This is a genomic window from Brachybacterium halotolerans (assembly GCF_016623465.1).
GTDB classification, from domain to species: domain Bacteria; phylum Actinomycetota; class Actinomycetes; order Actinomycetales; family Dermabacteraceae; genus Brachybacterium; species Brachybacterium halotolerans.
The window spans coordinates 73,050-88,037 of sequence record NZ_JAEDAJ010000003.1 but is presented as its reverse complement, the minus strand read 5'-3'; the positions used below and the strand labels follow the sequence as shown (position 1 = coordinate 88,037).

The 14,988-nt window shown below is 72.1% G+C and carries 12 protein-coding genes and 1 pseudogene; 5 read left to right on the top strand and 8 right to left on the bottom strand.

Annotation, left to right across the window (positions count from 1 at the left end; genetic code table 11):
* The first annotated feature begins 50 nt into the window (after nucleotides 1–50).
* The 3 genes from I8D64_RS06820 (at nucleotide 51) to I8D64_RS06810 (ending at nucleotide 3,239) form a co-directional block, all read left to right on the top strand.
* The gene (locus I8D64_RS06820; RefSeq protein WP_343068467.1) at nucleotides 51–917 is read left to right on the top strand and encodes an IclR family transcriptional regulator; all 867 of its coding nucleotides are present in this window, start codon (nucleotides 51–53) and stop codon (nucleotides 915–917) included.
* A 169-nt stretch (nucleotides 918–1,086) separates the two neighbouring features.
* Complete coding sequence (locus I8D64_RS06815; RefSeq protein WP_152351889.1) at nucleotides 1,087–1,674, top strand: hypothetical protein; 588 nt, start codon at nucleotides 1,087–1,089, stop codon at nucleotides 1,672–1,674.
* Nucleotides 1,674–3,239, top strand: a complete 1,566-nt coding sequence (locus I8D64_RS06810) for a GMC family oxidoreductase (RefSeq protein WP_200501779.1) — start codon at nucleotides 1,674–1,676, stop codon at nucleotides 3,237–3,239. Before I8D64_RS06815 ends, I8D64_RS06810 begins: the two co-directional genes overlap by 1 nt.
* Before the next feature lie 187 nt (nucleotides 3,240–3,426).
* Here I8D64_RS06810 and I8D64_RS06805 read toward each other — a convergent pair whose 3' ends face one another.
* The 3 genes from I8D64_RS06805 to I8D64_RS06795 form a co-directional block, all read right to left on the bottom strand.
* Complete coding sequence (locus I8D64_RS06805; RefSeq protein ID WP_200501778.1) at nucleotides 3,427–4,056, bottom strand: stage II sporulation protein M; 630 nt, start codon at nucleotides 4,054–4,056, stop codon at nucleotides 3,427–3,429.
* Nucleotides 4,057–4,166: 110 nt separating this feature from the next.
* Entirely contained in the window at nucleotides 4,167–5,006 is an 840-nt protein-coding gene (locus tag I8D64_RS06800; protein WP_200501777.1) for an SDR family oxidoreductase, read from the bottom strand.
* A gap of 240 nt (nucleotides 5,007–5,246) precedes the next feature.
* Nucleotides 5,247–6,197: a LysR family transcriptional regulator gene (locus tag I8D64_RS06795; protein ID WP_200501776.1), complete on the bottom strand. Its 951-nt coding sequence runs from the start codon at nucleotides 6,195–6,197 to the stop codon at nucleotides 5,247–5,249.
* A gap of 87 nt (nucleotides 6,198–6,284) precedes the next feature.
* On the opposite strand from I8D64_RS06795, the gene I8D64_RS06790 reads away from it, so the two are divergent.
* Nucleotides 6,285–8,075 carry an L-aspartate oxidase gene (locus I8D64_RS06790; RefSeq protein ID WP_200501775.1) on the top strand — a complete coding sequence of 597 codons (1,791 nt, stop codon included), beginning with the start codon at nucleotides 6,285–6,287 and terminating at the stop codon, nucleotides 8,073–8,075.
* Between the two features lie 49 nt (nucleotides 8,076–8,124).
* Here I8D64_RS06790 and I8D64_RS06785 read toward each other — a convergent pair whose 3' ends face one another.
* A complete protein-coding gene (locus I8D64_RS06785) occupies nucleotides 8,125–9,702 on the bottom strand; it encodes an AMP-binding protein (protein WP_200501774.1) in 1,578 nt (525 codons plus the stop codon).
* A 93-nt stretch (nucleotides 9,703–9,795) separates the two neighbouring features.
* Nucleotides 9,796–11,205, bottom strand: coding sequence for a xylulokinase (gene xylB, locus I8D64_RS06780; RefSeq protein ID WP_200501773.1), 1,410 nt, complete (start codon nucleotides 11,203–11,205; stop codon nucleotides 9,796–9,798).
* Between the two features lie 219 nt (nucleotides 11,206–11,424).
* Here xylB and htpX point away from each other — a divergent pair, with 219 nt between their 5' ends.
* Entirely contained in the window at nucleotides 11,425–12,291 is an 867-nt protein-coding gene (gene htpX / locus I8D64_RS06775; protein WP_425490279.1) for a zinc metalloprotease HtpX, read from the top strand.
* Nucleotides 12,292–12,372: 81 nt separating this feature from the next.
* On the opposite strand, the pseudogene I8D64_RS17765 reads toward htpX, so the two are convergent.
* The 3 genes and pseudogenes from I8D64_RS17765 to I8D64_RS06760 all read right to left on the bottom strand — a co-directional run.
* Nucleotides 12,373–13,125: pseudogene (locus I8D64_RS17765) on the bottom strand (VOC family protein); the annotation flags it as partial.
* 136 nt (nucleotides 13,126–13,261) lie between these two features.
* A complete protein-coding gene (locus I8D64_RS06765; RefSeq protein WP_343068466.1) occupies nucleotides 13,262–14,056 on the bottom strand; it encodes a helix-turn-helix transcriptional regulator in 795 nt (264 codons plus the stop codon).
* A gap of 70 nt (nucleotides 14,057–14,126) precedes the next feature.
* Nucleotides 14,127–14,975, bottom strand: coding sequence for a sugar phosphate isomerase/epimerase family protein (locus tag I8D64_RS06760; RefSeq protein WP_200501772.1), 849 nt, complete (start codon nucleotides 14,973–14,975; stop codon nucleotides 14,127–14,129).
* Nucleotides 14,976–14,988 lie beyond the last annotated feature (13 nt).

Sequence of the window (14,988 nt, the reverse complement as noted above, 5' to 3'; positions counted from 1 at the left end):
GTCCACGCTCCCGGTATGACAGTGGCGAGCGGACCTGAGAGGATGAGCGGGTGACGACGGTGTTCAACCCGAAGCGGGGCGACGAGGCCCCGGAAGGTCGGAGCGACGCTCCGGAGCGAGTGGGCGAGGACGTCTCGCTGGACCCCCACGAGGACGCTCCCGCAGGTCAGATCCCCCGCGCGTTCGCCGTGCTCGAGGCCGTGGCGGCCGGCGGCAGCAGCACGGCACGCGCGATCGCGGATGCCACGGGCATCCCCCTGCCCACCGTGTACCGCCTCGCCCAGGAGCTCATCCGCGCCGGCTACCTGGTGCACCTGAAGGACGAGAAGCGCTTCGCGCTCGGCTACCAGCTGCACCGCCTCGCCGTCGGCCTCCACGAGGACCTCGGGATCCCGCGCGCCGTGCGCAACGAGGTCTGCGCGATGCACCGCGACCTCGGGATGGCCTCGTACCTCGCCATCCACCGCGGCACAGACTTCGTGGTGGTGTTCGTGGCCGATTCCCCGCAGGCCCCGCGCCTGAGCCCCATGGGCTTCGGATTCCACGAGAGCCCCCACGCGACGGCCTTCGGCAAGGTGGGGCTCGCGGCCCTCAGCATCGAGGAGCGCGACGACTACCTCGCCGGCCGCACCCTCCTCGCGCACACCGATCGCACCCTCACCGATCCCGTGGTCCTGCGCCGACAGCTCGACGAGATCTCCGAACGCGGCGTGGCCTGGGAGCACCAGGAGTTCCAGAGCGGCACCGACTGCCTGGCCGCGTCCTTCAAGGCCGACGACGGCATGCTCATCGGCACCGTCGCCGTCTCCGCGCCGGTCCGCGCCTACGAGGGCCGCACGCGCCACATCGAGGACCGCGTGCGCGCCTGCGCCTCGCGTGCGGGCCGCGCCTACCGCCTGGGCGGTCACCAGGGCTGAGGGCGGGTCCCCGCCGTCCGCACCCGGGGATCGGGGCCCGACGCACTCGCCCGTCGGCCCCCGTTCTCGCCCGACGAGAACGCCCGTGGCCCGGGGTCATGCCGTCTTCCTAGTGTGTGTCTCGGATCACCGACGATCACCGGCGACGACGCCGGAGGAAGGACACGTCATGAGCACATCGGACTGCGGCGAAGCGGTCAACGACGTCGAGGGGACCGCGGAGGCCCATCGCACGCTCGTGGCCCTCATCAAGGCCGCCTTCCCCCACCAGAAGACGGTTCCCGACTCGGCGTACGAACGGGTCGCCGACACGGTCCTCTCCCAGGCCGAGGAGAGCGCCTGGCTGCGAGCGAAGGTCGCCCAGGGCCTGGACTCCCTGCAGGGCCTCGCCGACGGGCGCTTCCACGAGCTGCCCCAGGAGCAGGCATACCTGATCCTGCTGCGCATCCAGCACACGACGTTCTTCGGCTTCATCCGCCAGACGGTCGTCGTGAACCTCTACGAGGACGAGGAGCTCTGGGAGGCCGTCGGCTACGAGGGGCCCTCGTTCGAGAAGGGCGGGTACATCGACCGCGGCTTCGACGACCTCGACTGGCTGCCCGACCCGCGCATCGAGGAGTACGACGGCGAGCCCCTGCAGGAGGTCGTCTCCGACCTGCCGACGGCGGCGTCCACCCGCAGCACGCGCGGCGCGGCCGTCCCCGCAGGACAGAGCAAGGCGCGCTCGACGCGCGTGGGATCCGGGAGGAAGAACTGATGACCAGCATCGACCACGACGCGAAGCCCGTCGTCATCGTCGGCTCCGGCGCCGGCGGCGGCACCCTCGCCTACGAGCTCACCAAGCAGGGCATCGAGTGCGTGCTCCTGGAGGCCGGCCCCTACCTGCGCAACGAGGACTACATGAACCTCGAGTGGGAGGCCTTCAACCAGATGGCCTGGACCGACACCCGGACCACCTCGGGCTCCTGGCGGGTGGCGACGGACTTCCCGAACCTCCCCGCCTGGATCGTCAAGGCCGTCGGCGGCACCACCACCCACTGGTCGGGCGCGACCCCTCGCTTCAAGGCGCACGAGTTCTCGCCCCGCAGCACCTACGGCCGCATCGACGGCGCGAACCTGCTGGACTGGCCGATCACCCTCGAGGAGCTCGAGCCGTACTACACACGGGCCGAGGACGCGATCGGCTCCACCCACCGCGGCGGACGCAAGGCCCTGCCCGCGAACAACAACTACAAGGTGCTCGCGGCCGGAGCCGAGAAGCTCGGCATGAAGCACTACGCGACCGGCCCCTACGGCACCAACGCCGAGCCCTACGACGGCCGTCCTGCCTCCATCCAGGACGGCTTCAACTTCCAGGGCGACAAGAACCGCTCGAAGTGGTCGACGATGGTGCGGGAGATCCCGCGGGCGCTGGAGACCGGGAAGCTCGACCTGCGGCCCGACTCGCACGTCGCGCAGATCCTCCACGACCGCAGCGGACGCGTGGACGCGGTGCTCTACCTCGACTCCGAGGGCAAGCTGCACCGCCAGTGCGCCTCCGTGGTGTGCGTGGCGGGCAACTCGATCGAGACCCCGCGCCTGCTGCACATGAGCTCGTCCTCGATGTTCCCCGACGGACTCGCGAACTCCTCCGGGCAGGTGGGCCGCAATTACATGCGCCACCTCACCGGCAGCGTGTACGCGCAGTTCGACAAACCCGTGCACATGTACCGCGGGGAGACCATGGCCGGGCTCATCGCCGACCAGTCGGTGCACAACCCTGCCCGCGGCTTCGCGGGCGGCTACTACATCGAGACCATCTCCCTGGGTCCCGCCTTCATGGCGAGCTTCGTGGAGCCGGGCGCCTGGGGGCCGGAGTTCACCGCGCTGCTGGACGGGTACGAGAACACGGCCGGCTGCTGGATCGTGGGCGAGGACATGCCCCAGGAGTCCAACGCGATCACGCTGAACTCGACGGTCACCGATCAGCACGGCCTGCCGGTCGCGGACGTCCACTACGACGACCACGCCAACGACCTGGCCATGCGCGAGCACGCGTACTCCACGTCGCAGAAGCTCTACGACGCGGTGGGCGCGGTCTCCAGCCACCGCACCCCGCCCTATCCCTCGACGCACAACCTGGGCACCTGCCGCATGAGCGAGCGCCCCGAGGACGGCGTCGTGGACAAGTGGGGCAGGGCGCACGACGTGCCGAACCTGTTCATCTCCGACGGCTCGCAGTTCACGAGCGGCGCGGCGGCGAACCCGACGCTCACGATCGTCGCGCTCGCGATCCGCCAGGCCGAGTACCTCGCCGACGCCCTGAAGAAGGGCGAGGTCTGAGGGTGAGGCCGCGCGGCCACCTGGCCGCGTGGGCACGTGGCCACCGGGCCGCGTTGCCGATGAGAACGGTCGACGTGAGACTCTGACCAGAGCGAGCGGCGGGCCCGCGCCCCGGGAGGAATCCCGGAACGCGGGCCCGTCGCTCGGCTTGCTCTCCGTTCCCCGTGGCCGCTCGTCCGCGCCGAGGTCACCGGCCCAGCATCAGCGGGACCAGGTAGGCGAGCGAGAACGCCTCGTAGAGGGCGCCGATCACGAGCAGGACGAGCGCCGGGAGCAGGAGCACGCCGAGGGTGCGCAGCCCGCGCAGGTAGCCGTCGCGCCGGCGCTCGGCCCCGACGCTCGCGGGGCGCAGCCATGCCCTGCCCAGCACGAAGGCCCCCAGCATGACCAGCACATAGGCCTGCACCTCGAGGAGCAGTGTCAGCGAGTGCGGGACGAGAGTCGTGCGCACGGTGGGGTCGACGGGGGCGAGGGAGGTGCCGATGGTCAGCGCGCGCACGGCGAATATCGCGATGCCCGCGAAGGGCACGATGAGGGAGGGCACGGAGATCGAGGCGACGACCACCGTCCCCACGTTGATCGCGAAGATGACCAGGGCGAACAGCAGGGGAGTGGTCATCAGCGAGCTCGCGAGGGCCGTCGATCCGTTGGAGTCCATGTCGGCCAGGCTCGCGGCGTTCAGCCCGGGGAAGAGTGCGCCGGCCGCCATGCCGGCGAGCACGAGGCCGTAGGCCAGGAGATTCAGCAGCAGGTAGGCGCGCCGGTGCTCCCGGATGATGTCGAGGACGGGGACGAAGGGGGTGTGCAGGGACCGCATGGTGCTTCCTCCTGGGGTGAGGGGGCCGGTTTCCGGCTCGGTCCCCTCACCCCAGACCATGTGGTCACCACAGGGTCAAGGAGGGGCCTGCGCCCCTGGAGAAGGCGTGCTCAGCTGAACTGGATGCCGCCGTCGACCAGGATCGTCTGGCCGGTGACGTAGTCCGAGTCCTCGCCGGAGAGGTAGGAGACCAGGCGCGCGATGTCGTCGGGCTCCGAAACGCGGCCCAGGTGGATGGACTTCGCGTTCTCCGCGAGCGCCTCGCCGCGCTGCTGTCCGTTCTTCGCCGCGAGCTTCTCGTCGATGAGGTCCCACATGGCGGTGCCCACGATGCCGGGGCCGTAGGCGTTCACGGTGATGCCGTGCTCGGCCCACTCCATGGCCGCCGCCTGGGTGAGGCCGCGCACGGCCCACTTGGTCAGCGAGTAGGGGCCGAGGAACGCGAACGGGCGGAAGGCCACGATCGAGGCGGCGCCGATGATCTTGCCGCCGTGGCCCTGGGCGACCATCTGCTTCGCGGCCTGGCGGTACGAGTTGAAGACGCCCGTGATGTTCACGTCGAGGATCTTCTGGAAGTCCGCGGCGTCGTAGTCCAGGAGCTCCTTGACCTGCGCGATGCCGGCGTTGGCGACGAACACGTCGAGGTGTCCGCCGGCGGAGACCGCGGTCTGCACGAGCGCGGCCACCGAGTCCTCGTCGGAGACGTCCACGGTGGTGCCGGTCGCCGTGCCGCCGGCCTCGGTGATCGCGGCGACGGTCGCGTCGATGCCCTCCTGCATGCTCGGCAGGTCGGCGACGACGACGTGCAGGCCGTCGCGACCGAGGCGCTTCGCGATGCCCTCGCCGATGCCGCGGGCCGAGCCGGTCACGACGGCCACCTTCTGCGCGTCAGGTGCCTTCGCACGGGCCTTCTCCACGGTCGAGAGTTCCTGGGATCTGGTGCTGCTCATGGCGTCTCCTCATCGAGTCGTTCTCGGGGTCGGAGTCCGGGAGTCGGGTGCGGCGTGATCGGCCGGTCGACGGGCGGGCTCCTCGTGGCCTGCGACTCAGGTCACGCTCTCAGCAGACCAAGCGCGCGGACCGACCGGCAACGCGTGTTCTCGCGCCGCGAGAAGCAGGCGAGACGCCGTCCCCGACGCGTCGACGGGCCGACGGCCGACGACCGACGGGACGACGGGCCAGCGGGGCCGTCAGGGCAGCAGCGGCACGACCCCGGACCCCGCCATCGCGGGAACGCTCGCGAGCACCATCTCGTGCATCGCCGCGGCCGCCGCGCTCGCCTGCGCGTCACGACGCAGCGCGAGGTTGACCGTCCGCTCGAGCGCCGGGAGGACCAGTCGGGCCGAGCGCAGGCCCGCGCGCCCGCGCACGACCATCGCGGGCACGACGGCGACACCGATCCCGCGCTCGACGAAGCGCAGCACGGCGTCCATCTCCGCGCCCTCGACGGCGATCCGCGGGGTGAGGCCGTGGGCGGCGAAGGCCGCGTCGGTCGAGGCCCGCAGCTCGTAGGAGCGGTTGAAGGCGACCTGGGGGAGCGCGGCGAGCTCGGCGAGGGTGACCTCGTCCGGCAGCGTCGTCCCGTCGTGCGGGCGCTGCGCGGTCGCGACCACCACGAGCTCCTCGCGCAGCAGCGGGACCAGCCGCGCCTCGTCGGCCACGAGCCGGGCCCCGTCGGCCCCCGGGCGGTCCTCGCGGGTCACGGTGAGGGCGAGATCGAGGTCGCCCGCCTCGAGGGCCTCGGTGAGGGTGTGCGCGCCGGCCTCGAGCACGTGCAGCTCGATCTCGGGATGGCGCGCGTGGAAGGCGGCGAGCACGTCCGCCACGAGCGAGACGCACAGCGTGGGCGGGGCGCCGATCCGCACGAGCCCGCGGCGCAGGCCGGCGAGCTCGTCGAGGGTCCGACGGGCGGAGCGCTCGTCGGCCAGGATCCGGCGGGCGATCGGCAGCAGCGCCTCGCCCGCCGCCGTGAGCGCGGCCCCGCCGCGGCCGCGGTCGAAGAGCGCCGCCCCGAGCTCCGCCTCGAGACCCGCGATCTTCCGGGAGAACGAGGGCTGGGTGAGGAAGAGCTCCTCGGCAGCGCGCGTGAAGGTGCCCTGCCGCGCGGCGGCATCGAAGGCCTGCAGGTGATCGATCCTCATGGTGCCCACGTTATATGCGACTCACGTATCGAAGACAGGCCAGGGTTGCATTAGCGCTATGGAATCTGCGTCCGTAGCGTCGGCCGCATGAGCGATGACGCGACCACCCCCGAAGACCAGGCGCAGAGCGCGAACCCCACGGCACCTCCCACCCGACTGCTCTCGACCTCGGTCCTCGTGATCGGCACCGGCGGCGCCGGACTGCGCGCCTCCATCGAGCTCGCCGAGCGCGGGGTCGAGGTCCTCGCCGTCGGCAAGCGGCGCACCCACGACGCGCACACGACGCTCGCCGCCGGCGGCATCAACGCGGCACTGGGCACCATGGACCCCGAGGACTCCTGGCGCCAGCACGCCGCCGACACCCTGCGCGAGTCCTACTTCCTCGCCGACCCCGAGATCGTCGAGACCATCACCCGCAGCGCCGCCCGCGGCATCGAGGACCTCGAGCGCTGGGGCATGCCCTTCGCCCGCGAGGCCGACGGCCGGCTCTCCCAGCGCTTCTTCGGCGCCCACACCTATCGCCGCACCTGCTACGCCGGCGACTACACGGGCCTCGAGATCCAGCGCACCCTCATGCGCCGCGCACGCGAGCTCGACGTGCCGATCATCGACACCGTCTACATCACCCGCCTGCTGGTCGCGGACGGCGCCGTGTTCGGCGCCTACGGCTTCGACATCGTCACCGGCCAGGAGGTGCAGATCGACGCCGACGCCGTGATCCTCGCCGCCGGCGGCCACACCCGGATCTGGCGGTACACCTCCTCGCGCCGCGACGAGAACACGGGCGACTCCTTCCGCCTCGCCGCGCTCGCCGGCGCCCGCATCCGCGACGCCGAGCTGGTCCAGTTCCATCCCTCCGGGCTGCTGTCCCCCGAGGACGCCGCGGGCACCCTCGTCTCCGAGGCGGCGCGCGGCGAGGGCGGTGTGCTGCGCAACGTGCGCGGCGAGCGCTTCATGGAGCGCTACGATCCGGCGCGGAAGGAGCTCTCCACCCGCGACCGGGTCGCGCTCGCGAACTTCACCGAGATCGCCGAGGGCCGGGGCACGGAGAACGGCGGCGTGCTCCTGGACGTCTCGCACCTGCCGCGCGAGCAGATCCTCGAGCGGCTCCCGCGCGTCTACCGGACCCTCATCGACCTGCAGATGCTCGATATCACCACCACACCCATCGAGGTCGCGCCCACCGCCCACTACTCGATGGGTGGGGTCTGGGTGCGCCCCGAGGACCACGGCACCGGGGTCGACGGGCTGTACGCGATCGGGGAGGCCTCCTCGGGGCTGCACGGCGCGAACCGCCTGGGTGGGAACTCCCTCATCGAGCTGCTCGTCTACGGGAGGATCACCGGCGCCGAGGCCGCCCGGTACGCCCGGGCGCGCACGCGCATCGAGCGCGATCCGCGGGCCGTCGAGATCGCCCACGAGGAGATCCGCGCCTTCCTCACCGGCGACGGCATCGAGGTCCCGCGGCGCCTGCAGCGCGAGGTGCGCGACGTGATGAGCGCCCATGCGGGCGTGGTGCGCACCGAGGACGGGCTGCGCGAGGGCCTCGAGCGGATCCAGGAGCTCGAGACGCGGGCCCTCGGGGTCACCGCGCACCCCGACATCGCGGGCTTCGACGACCTCGCCCACGCCTTCGACCTGCTCGGCTCCCTGCTCGCCGCCCGCGCCACGCTTGAGTCCGCGATCGAGAGGCGCGAGACCCGCGGCTGCCACAACCGTGCGGACTTCCCGGAGCAGGATCCGCAGCTGCGCGGGAACATGGTGTGGAGCCCCGACAGCGGGGTGGTGTTCGAGCCGCTGCCCGAGGTGCCCGAGGATCTGCGCGATCTGGTCGAGGCTCCGGCCGACGACTCCTCGGAGGGCAGGCTCGTCGAGTGAGAGCGGGCTGCGGTGCGGCCCCGTGGGCCCCTCGGGCCCGCACCGCTGCTCAGGCGCCCCGCAGGTTCCGGCGGAGGATCTTGCCGCTCGAGGACTTCGGGATCGCATCGATCATCACGACCTGCCGGACCTTCTTGTAGGGCGCGACGCGGCCCGCGACGAAGTCCATGACGTCCTGTTCCGTGAGCTCGGCGCCCTCCTGGAGGACGACGAAGGCCTTGGGGATCTCCTCGCCGGCCTCGTCCCGGCCGCCGACGACGGCGGCGTCGGCGATCTGCGGGTGGGCGAGCAGGGTCGCCTCGAGCTCGGCCGGCGCGACCTGGTAGCCCTTGTACTTGATGAGCTCCTTGAGGCGGTCGATGAGGGAGACCACGCCCTCCGCGCTCACGGTCGCGATGTCGCCGGTGTGCAGCCAGCCGTCCTCGTCGATCGTCAGCGACGTGGCCTGCTCGTTGTTGAGGTAGCCGACCATGACGTTGGGCCCCTTGCAGCACAGCTCCCCGGGCTCGCTCACGCCGGTGGCGGGCACCGGGATCTCCTCGCGCGTGGCCGGGTCCTGCAGCATGCACTCCATGTTCGGGACGGTGATCCCGACGCTGCTGAGCGGCAGGTCGTCCCTCCCGGCGGGGATCAGCTGCGAGACGGGGCTCATCTCGGTCATCCCGTACCCCTGGCGCACCGAGCAGCCCAGGCGGCGGGCGACGGCGCCGCCGACCTCCCCGTCCAGCGGCGCGGCGCCGGAGAACACCGTGGTGACGGCCGAGAGGTCGAATTCGTCGACGAGCGGATGCTTGGCCAGGGCCACCGCGATCGGCGGGGCGATGAACACGAACGTGCAGCGCTGGTCCTGCACGATCCGCAGGAACTCCGGCAGGTCGAACCGCGGCATCGTCACCAGGGTCGCGCGCTGCAGGAGGGCGAGGTCCAGGAGCACCGTCATCCCGTAGATGTGGAAGAAGGGCAGCACGGCCAGGACGCGGTCCTCGGGCCCGACCCCCACGAGATCGGCCGACTGCGCGACGTTGGCGACGAGGTTGCGGTGGGTGAGCATCACGCCCTTGGGACGTCCCGTCGTGCCCGAGGAATAGGGGAGCACCGCGAGATGCGTCGACGGGTCCACGGACACCTCGGGGGCGGGGGCGCCGCAGGCGAGCAGGTCGGCGAGACTCTCATGGCCCTCGGCGCCGTCGAGCACGATCACCCGCTCGGAGGCGATGCCCGCCGCGGCGGCGCCCTCCGTCGCGGCGGACAGCAGCGGGGAGACGGTCAGCAGCGTCCTCGCCCCCGAGTCCTCGAGCTGGGCGGCGACCTCATGTCCCGTGGCCAGGGCGTTCACCGTGGTCGCCGTGGCGCCGGCGCGCAGGATCCCGTGGAAGACGGCGACGAAGGCGGGGGAGTTCGGCGAGTGCAGGGCCACCACGTCCCCGACGCCGACGCCGCGCGCCGCGAGCGCGCCGGCGATCGCATCGACCTGGTCCCGCAGGGCGGCGTAGGTGGTCTCGGCCCCCGAGGCGCCGTCGACGACGGCGACCTTCTCGAGGTCCTCCGGGGAGAGGGAGGTGAACAGCAGGTCGTACAGCGTCAGATCGGGGATCTCGACGTCGGGGCGGGGGCTGCGGAACGGCATGGTGTCTCCTTCGACGACTCATCGCACGGACGGTGCGAGGAGTCTATGGGCGCACCCCCGCGCCCGGTGGGAGATCCCGGGGACGAGCCGCCGTCACGACCACTCGGAGGTGCGCTCCTTGAGCTGCCGGTAGGCGTCCATGACCTGGGGCGTGGGCTCCGCCGTGAGAGTGCGGCCGCCGGCGATCTCCCAGGCCGGCGGCTCCTCGTCGCCCGTGAGCGCCCACGCCGCCTGCCGGGCCGCGCCCAGCGCCACGTACTCGCCCTCCGGGGCGATCGTCACCTCGCGGCCGAAGACCGCCGGCGCGAGGCGGCGCACCGCCTCGTTCTGCGCGGCGCCGCCGATCAGCACGATCCTGCGGGCCCGGCCGCCCGGCAGCGAATCGCCCAGGAGGTCCTCGAGCGCCGAGATCCCGTCGGCCAGGGAGCACAGCAGTCCCTCGACCGCGGCGCGGGCGATGTCCGCGCGCGTGGTAGCGGTCGACATGCCCTGGAGGGTGGCGCGGGCCGTCGGGCGGTTGGGCGTGCGCTCGCCGTCGAAGTACGGCAGCAGGGTGACGCCGCCCGCTCCGGGCTCCGAGGCCAGCGCCAGATCCGCGAGCCCCGCGAAGTCGACCTGCAGCAGCTCGCGGGCGAAGTCGAGGATGCGGGCCGCATTGATCGTCGTGGCCATCGGCAGGAAGCGGCCCGTGGCATCGGCGAAGCCCGTGACGGTGCCCGAGGCGTCCGCGGGTCGAGCGTCGCTCACCATCGCGCACACCCCGGAGGTGCCGATCGAGACCGAGACGTCGCCGGGGCCGAGCGAGAGCCCGAGGGCCGCGGCCATGTTGTCGCCGGTGCCCGCGGCGATCGCTGCGCCGGAGGCGGTGCGGGCCATGACCTGCTGGGGCGCGGCCGGCAGCTCGGGGAGCGCGAGGTCGCGCCCGCCGGTCGCCAGGCGCAGGAGCTCATGGTCCCAGCCCTCCTCGCGGGTCGAGTAGTAGCCGGTCCCGGAGGCGTCCCCGCGGTCGGTGAAGAAGGCGTCGCCTCCCGCGGAGAGACGGCGGGAGACGAAGTCGTGCGGCAGGAGCACGCGCTCGGCCCGGTCCAGGGTCGCGGGCTCGTTCTCGGCGATCCAGCGCAGCTTGGTCGCGGTGAGGGAGGCGACGGGCAGGGACCCGATGCGGTCGACGGTCGCGGCGGCGCCCCCGATGTCCTCGATCAGGGCGGCGGCCTGCGGGGCGGAGCGGGTGTCGTTCCACAGCAGCGCCGGGCGCACCACCTCGCCGGCCTCGTCGAGGAGCACCATGCCGTGCTGCTGGCCGCCCACGGAGACGGCGTCGGCCCGCTCGAGCAGCCCTTCGCAGGCCGTCCCGAGGGCGTCGATCCAGGCGCGGGGATCGACCTCCGTGCCTCCGGGATGGGGCGCGCGCTGCTCGGCGAGGACCTCGCCGCTCTCCGCGTCGACGAGGACGGCCTTGGTCGCCTGGGTCGAGGAATCGATGCCGAGCACGGCGGTGGGCATGGGGCCTCCAGGGAGCGCTGGTCGGGGAGCGGCACGCGGACGCGCCCCAGCTTACGGGGCGTGATGTCGCCCGCATCACGGCACGGACGGGGAACGCGGCGGCCGCGTGGAGCGTTCCTCCAGCAGACCCCCGCCGCGCCTCCAGGGGACGCCCATAGTGTGGCGGGGCGGGAACGCACCTCAGCCAGCACACCTCTCGAGGCCGACGAAGGAGAAGCCGTGGGACGCAGCGTCATGAACATCGTGAAGACAGCGCTGCTGTTCGGCGTGCTCTGGGGCGTCCTGCTCGCCGTCGGCTACATGCTGGGCGGGAACTTCATCTGGATCTTCGCGCTCATCGGCCTGGTCGGCACGTTCATCAGCTTCTGGAATTCCGACACCATCGCGATCCGCTCGATGCGCGCCCGCGCGGTGTCCGCGCAGGAGGCGCCCGGGCTCCACCGCATCGTGCGGGACCTCGCGGACCAGGCCGGGCAGCCCATGCCGCGCCTGTACATCTCGCCCACCCAGCAGCCCAACGCCTTCGCGACCGGCCGCAGCCCGAAGCGCGCGGCCGTGTGCTGCACCGAGGGCATCCTGCAGCTGCTCGACGAGCGCGAGCTGCGCGGTGTGCTCGGCCACGAGCTCATGCACGTGTACAACCGCGACATCCTCACCAGCTCCGTCGCCGCGGGCGTCGCGGGTGTGATCACCTCGCTCGCGCAGATGGCGCTGTGGTTCGGCGGCGGGCGCGACCGCCAGGGCGGCGGCGGGATCATCGGCGCCCTGCTCGCGATGATCCTCGCGCCTCTCGCCGCGACCCTCATCCAGCTCGCGATCTCCCGCACGCGCGAGTACTCGGCGGACCACGACGGCGCCGAGCTCACCGGCGATCCGCTCGCCCTCGCCTCCGCGCTGCAGAAGATCTCCGGCGGCGTCGCCGCGCACCCGCTCCCACAGGAGCAGGAGCTGCAGGACGCCGCGCACATGATGATCGCGAATCCCTTCCGCGGCGGAGGCATGGGCCAGCTGTTCTCGACCCACCCGCCCACGGAGCAGCGCATCGCCCGCCTCCAGCGCCTCGCCCAGGAGATGGGCCGGGCCTGACGTGGAGTGCGGGCGTGCGGCACGCCCCGCTCTCACCCCCCCCCCGGGGACGGCCTCGCTCATCGCGCTGATCTGGAAGGTCGCGCCGTCCGGGTCGGCCACGGTCGCGATGCGGCCGAAGGGGGAGTCGACGGGGCCGTCGAGCAGGCTCCCGCCGAGCTCCTGCACCCGGGCGACCGCGGCGTCGGCCGCTTCGACGCCGAGGTAGATCCGCCAGCCGGTCGCCTCCTTCGGCATCACGCCCGTGGCGTCGCAGATGCCCCACCCGTTCTTCCCCTCCGGGCCGTTGGTGACGTACCGGAAGGCATCGTCGTCCATCGACTCGCTCATCGGGACGAGGTCCGCGTCGACCACGCTGCGGTAGAACGCGCAGGCGCCGTCGAAGTCGTGCGTCATCAGCTCGAACCAGACGGGCGAGCCCGGCGAGCCGGTGAAGTCGAAGCCCTCGAGCGTGCCCGCCTGCCAGAGGCCGACGCCCGCCTGCGTCGAGTCGAGGACCACGGCCATGCTGCCCTGGTCGCCCACGGGGTGGGGGCCGGAGACGATGATCCCGCCGTTCTCGGTGACGCGGCGGGCGCGGGCGTCGATGTCGTCGACGAGGAGGTACACGCTCCATGCCGCGGGCAGCGGGTCGCCCGCCGGGCAGGTCATGCCCGTGACGTCCATGAGCCCGCCGACGAGAGCGCCGTCGTTGCGGATCAGGTGGTAGTGGTTGAAGTCCTCGCCCATGTCCTCGAACTCCCAGCCGAACAGGCAGGAGTAGAACGCGATGGCGGCCGGGACGTCGTGGACGCTGACGTCGAGCCAGGTGGTGCTTCCGATGCTGCGTGTCATGGTCTGCTCCTTCGTCCAGGTCGCAGGGAACGCGACCGTGCCCTGCGCGAAAGCCCGGCTCGGGCGATCGGTGGGGGCACCACGCTAGATGTCCGCGCGGTGCGCGGTATGTCCGATCGTGCGCGGAAGCCCCTCGTCACCGGCGGAGCGACGGCAGCGCCGAGAGCAGTGGGACCGGGCTCGACCCGTCCTGCGGGCCGAACCGCAGGGTGACGGCGCCCGCCGCCAGGAGCGGGGCGGGATGCACGGCGACCACGGGGGCCGCGGGCACCAGCTGCTCCTCGACGCTCGCGTGCGCCGGCACCGCGAAGCCGAGCAGGAACGGCGCGCCCGCGCAGAGGGGCAGGCGCGCATCGAGTCGTCCCCGCAGCAGCATCCCGGCGCGCGGGAGCCCGATCGGCGCGGGATGCGGATACCAGCCCACCCACACCGAGGGATCCCCACGCGGGCTGAAGCCCGCCGGCAGGACGAGCCGGACATCGATCGCGCCCGCGCCGTCGCCCGTGATCGCGAAAGGACGCACGGGACGGCCGGCGACCTGGTCCGCCAGGCGCCGCAGGGATGCCGGCGGCAGGCCGACGCCCGCCCGGAAGCGCCGGGAGAAGCTCGAGAGGGAGTCGAAGCCGACCTCCGTGGCGACGTCGACCACGGGGAGCGTCTCGTCGGCCAGGAGCATGCGCTTGGCCGCGTCGATCCGCAGCGCGGTGAGGTAGCGGCCGGGGGAGACGCGGTAGCGCGTCGTGAACAGCCGCGAGAAGTGGAACGGACTGTAGCCGGCCTGCTCGGCGAGGTCCTCGACGCCGAGCTCCGCCGAGCGGCCGCGCGCCAGCTCGAGCACGGAGGCCCAGCGGGCCGCCGTGCGCTCGTCGTCGCTCGTGGCCGTCACCAGGGCACGGGCCGGGGGTGCACCCGGGGGCGTGATCGCAGTCACGTCGGAGAGTATACGGAGGGGGCCCGACACCGTCCCATGCGGCGGTGCCGGGCCCGGGATGATCCCGGAGTCAGTATCCGATCGAGCGCAGGTACTCGCGGGAGTCGCGGATCGCGTCGATCGGGTCGCGGCCGTAGGTGTCGTCCTGCTCGATGAGGAAGTACTCGGCGCCCGCCCTCTCGGCGGCGGGCAGCAGATCGGGCCAGTTCATATTGCCCCGCCCCACCTCCGCGAACTGCGTGAGGGAGAGGAAGTGCTCCTGGAACTCCTTCATCGAGATCTTGTTGGTGGAGAACTTCTCGTACAGGTCCTTGCTCAGCGGCGCGATGCGGAAGTCCTTGACGTGGATCAGCTTGCAGGCGCCCGCGTAGGCCTCGAGCATGTCCAGCGGGGCCATGCCGCCGCGCTGGACCCAGTGGAGATCCACCTCGAACAGCAGCGACGGCGCGACCCGGCGCACGATGTCGAAGATCCGCTCGCCGTCGAACTGGATGAGGTCCACGTGGTGGTTGTGGTAGCACAGCGTCACGCCCTGCTCCGCGAGGCGGGCCGCATAGGGCTCGACCTCGGCTGCCCACGCCTCGCAGGCCTGCTTCGAGACCATCGCGGAGAACGGCATCATGCCGATGCGCAGGAAGCGCGATCCCGTGCGCCTGCACGCCTCCACCGCGCGGTCGAACTCGGTCTCCAGGGCGAAGCCGTTGCCGCCGGGCGCGATCGAGGCGCTCATGGCGGCGGTCTCGACGCCGAAGTCCTCCTTGCCACGCACGAGGTCGTCGATGAGCTGGTCGGTCATCTCGACCTGGGACACCTCGACGGCGTCGATGTCGAGGTCGCGCACGCTGCGCAGCACCTCGTACATCCCCTTCTCGTTGATCTGGTCCTTGAGCATCATCAGCTGCAGTCCGAGGACGGGCATGGTGGTCTTCTCC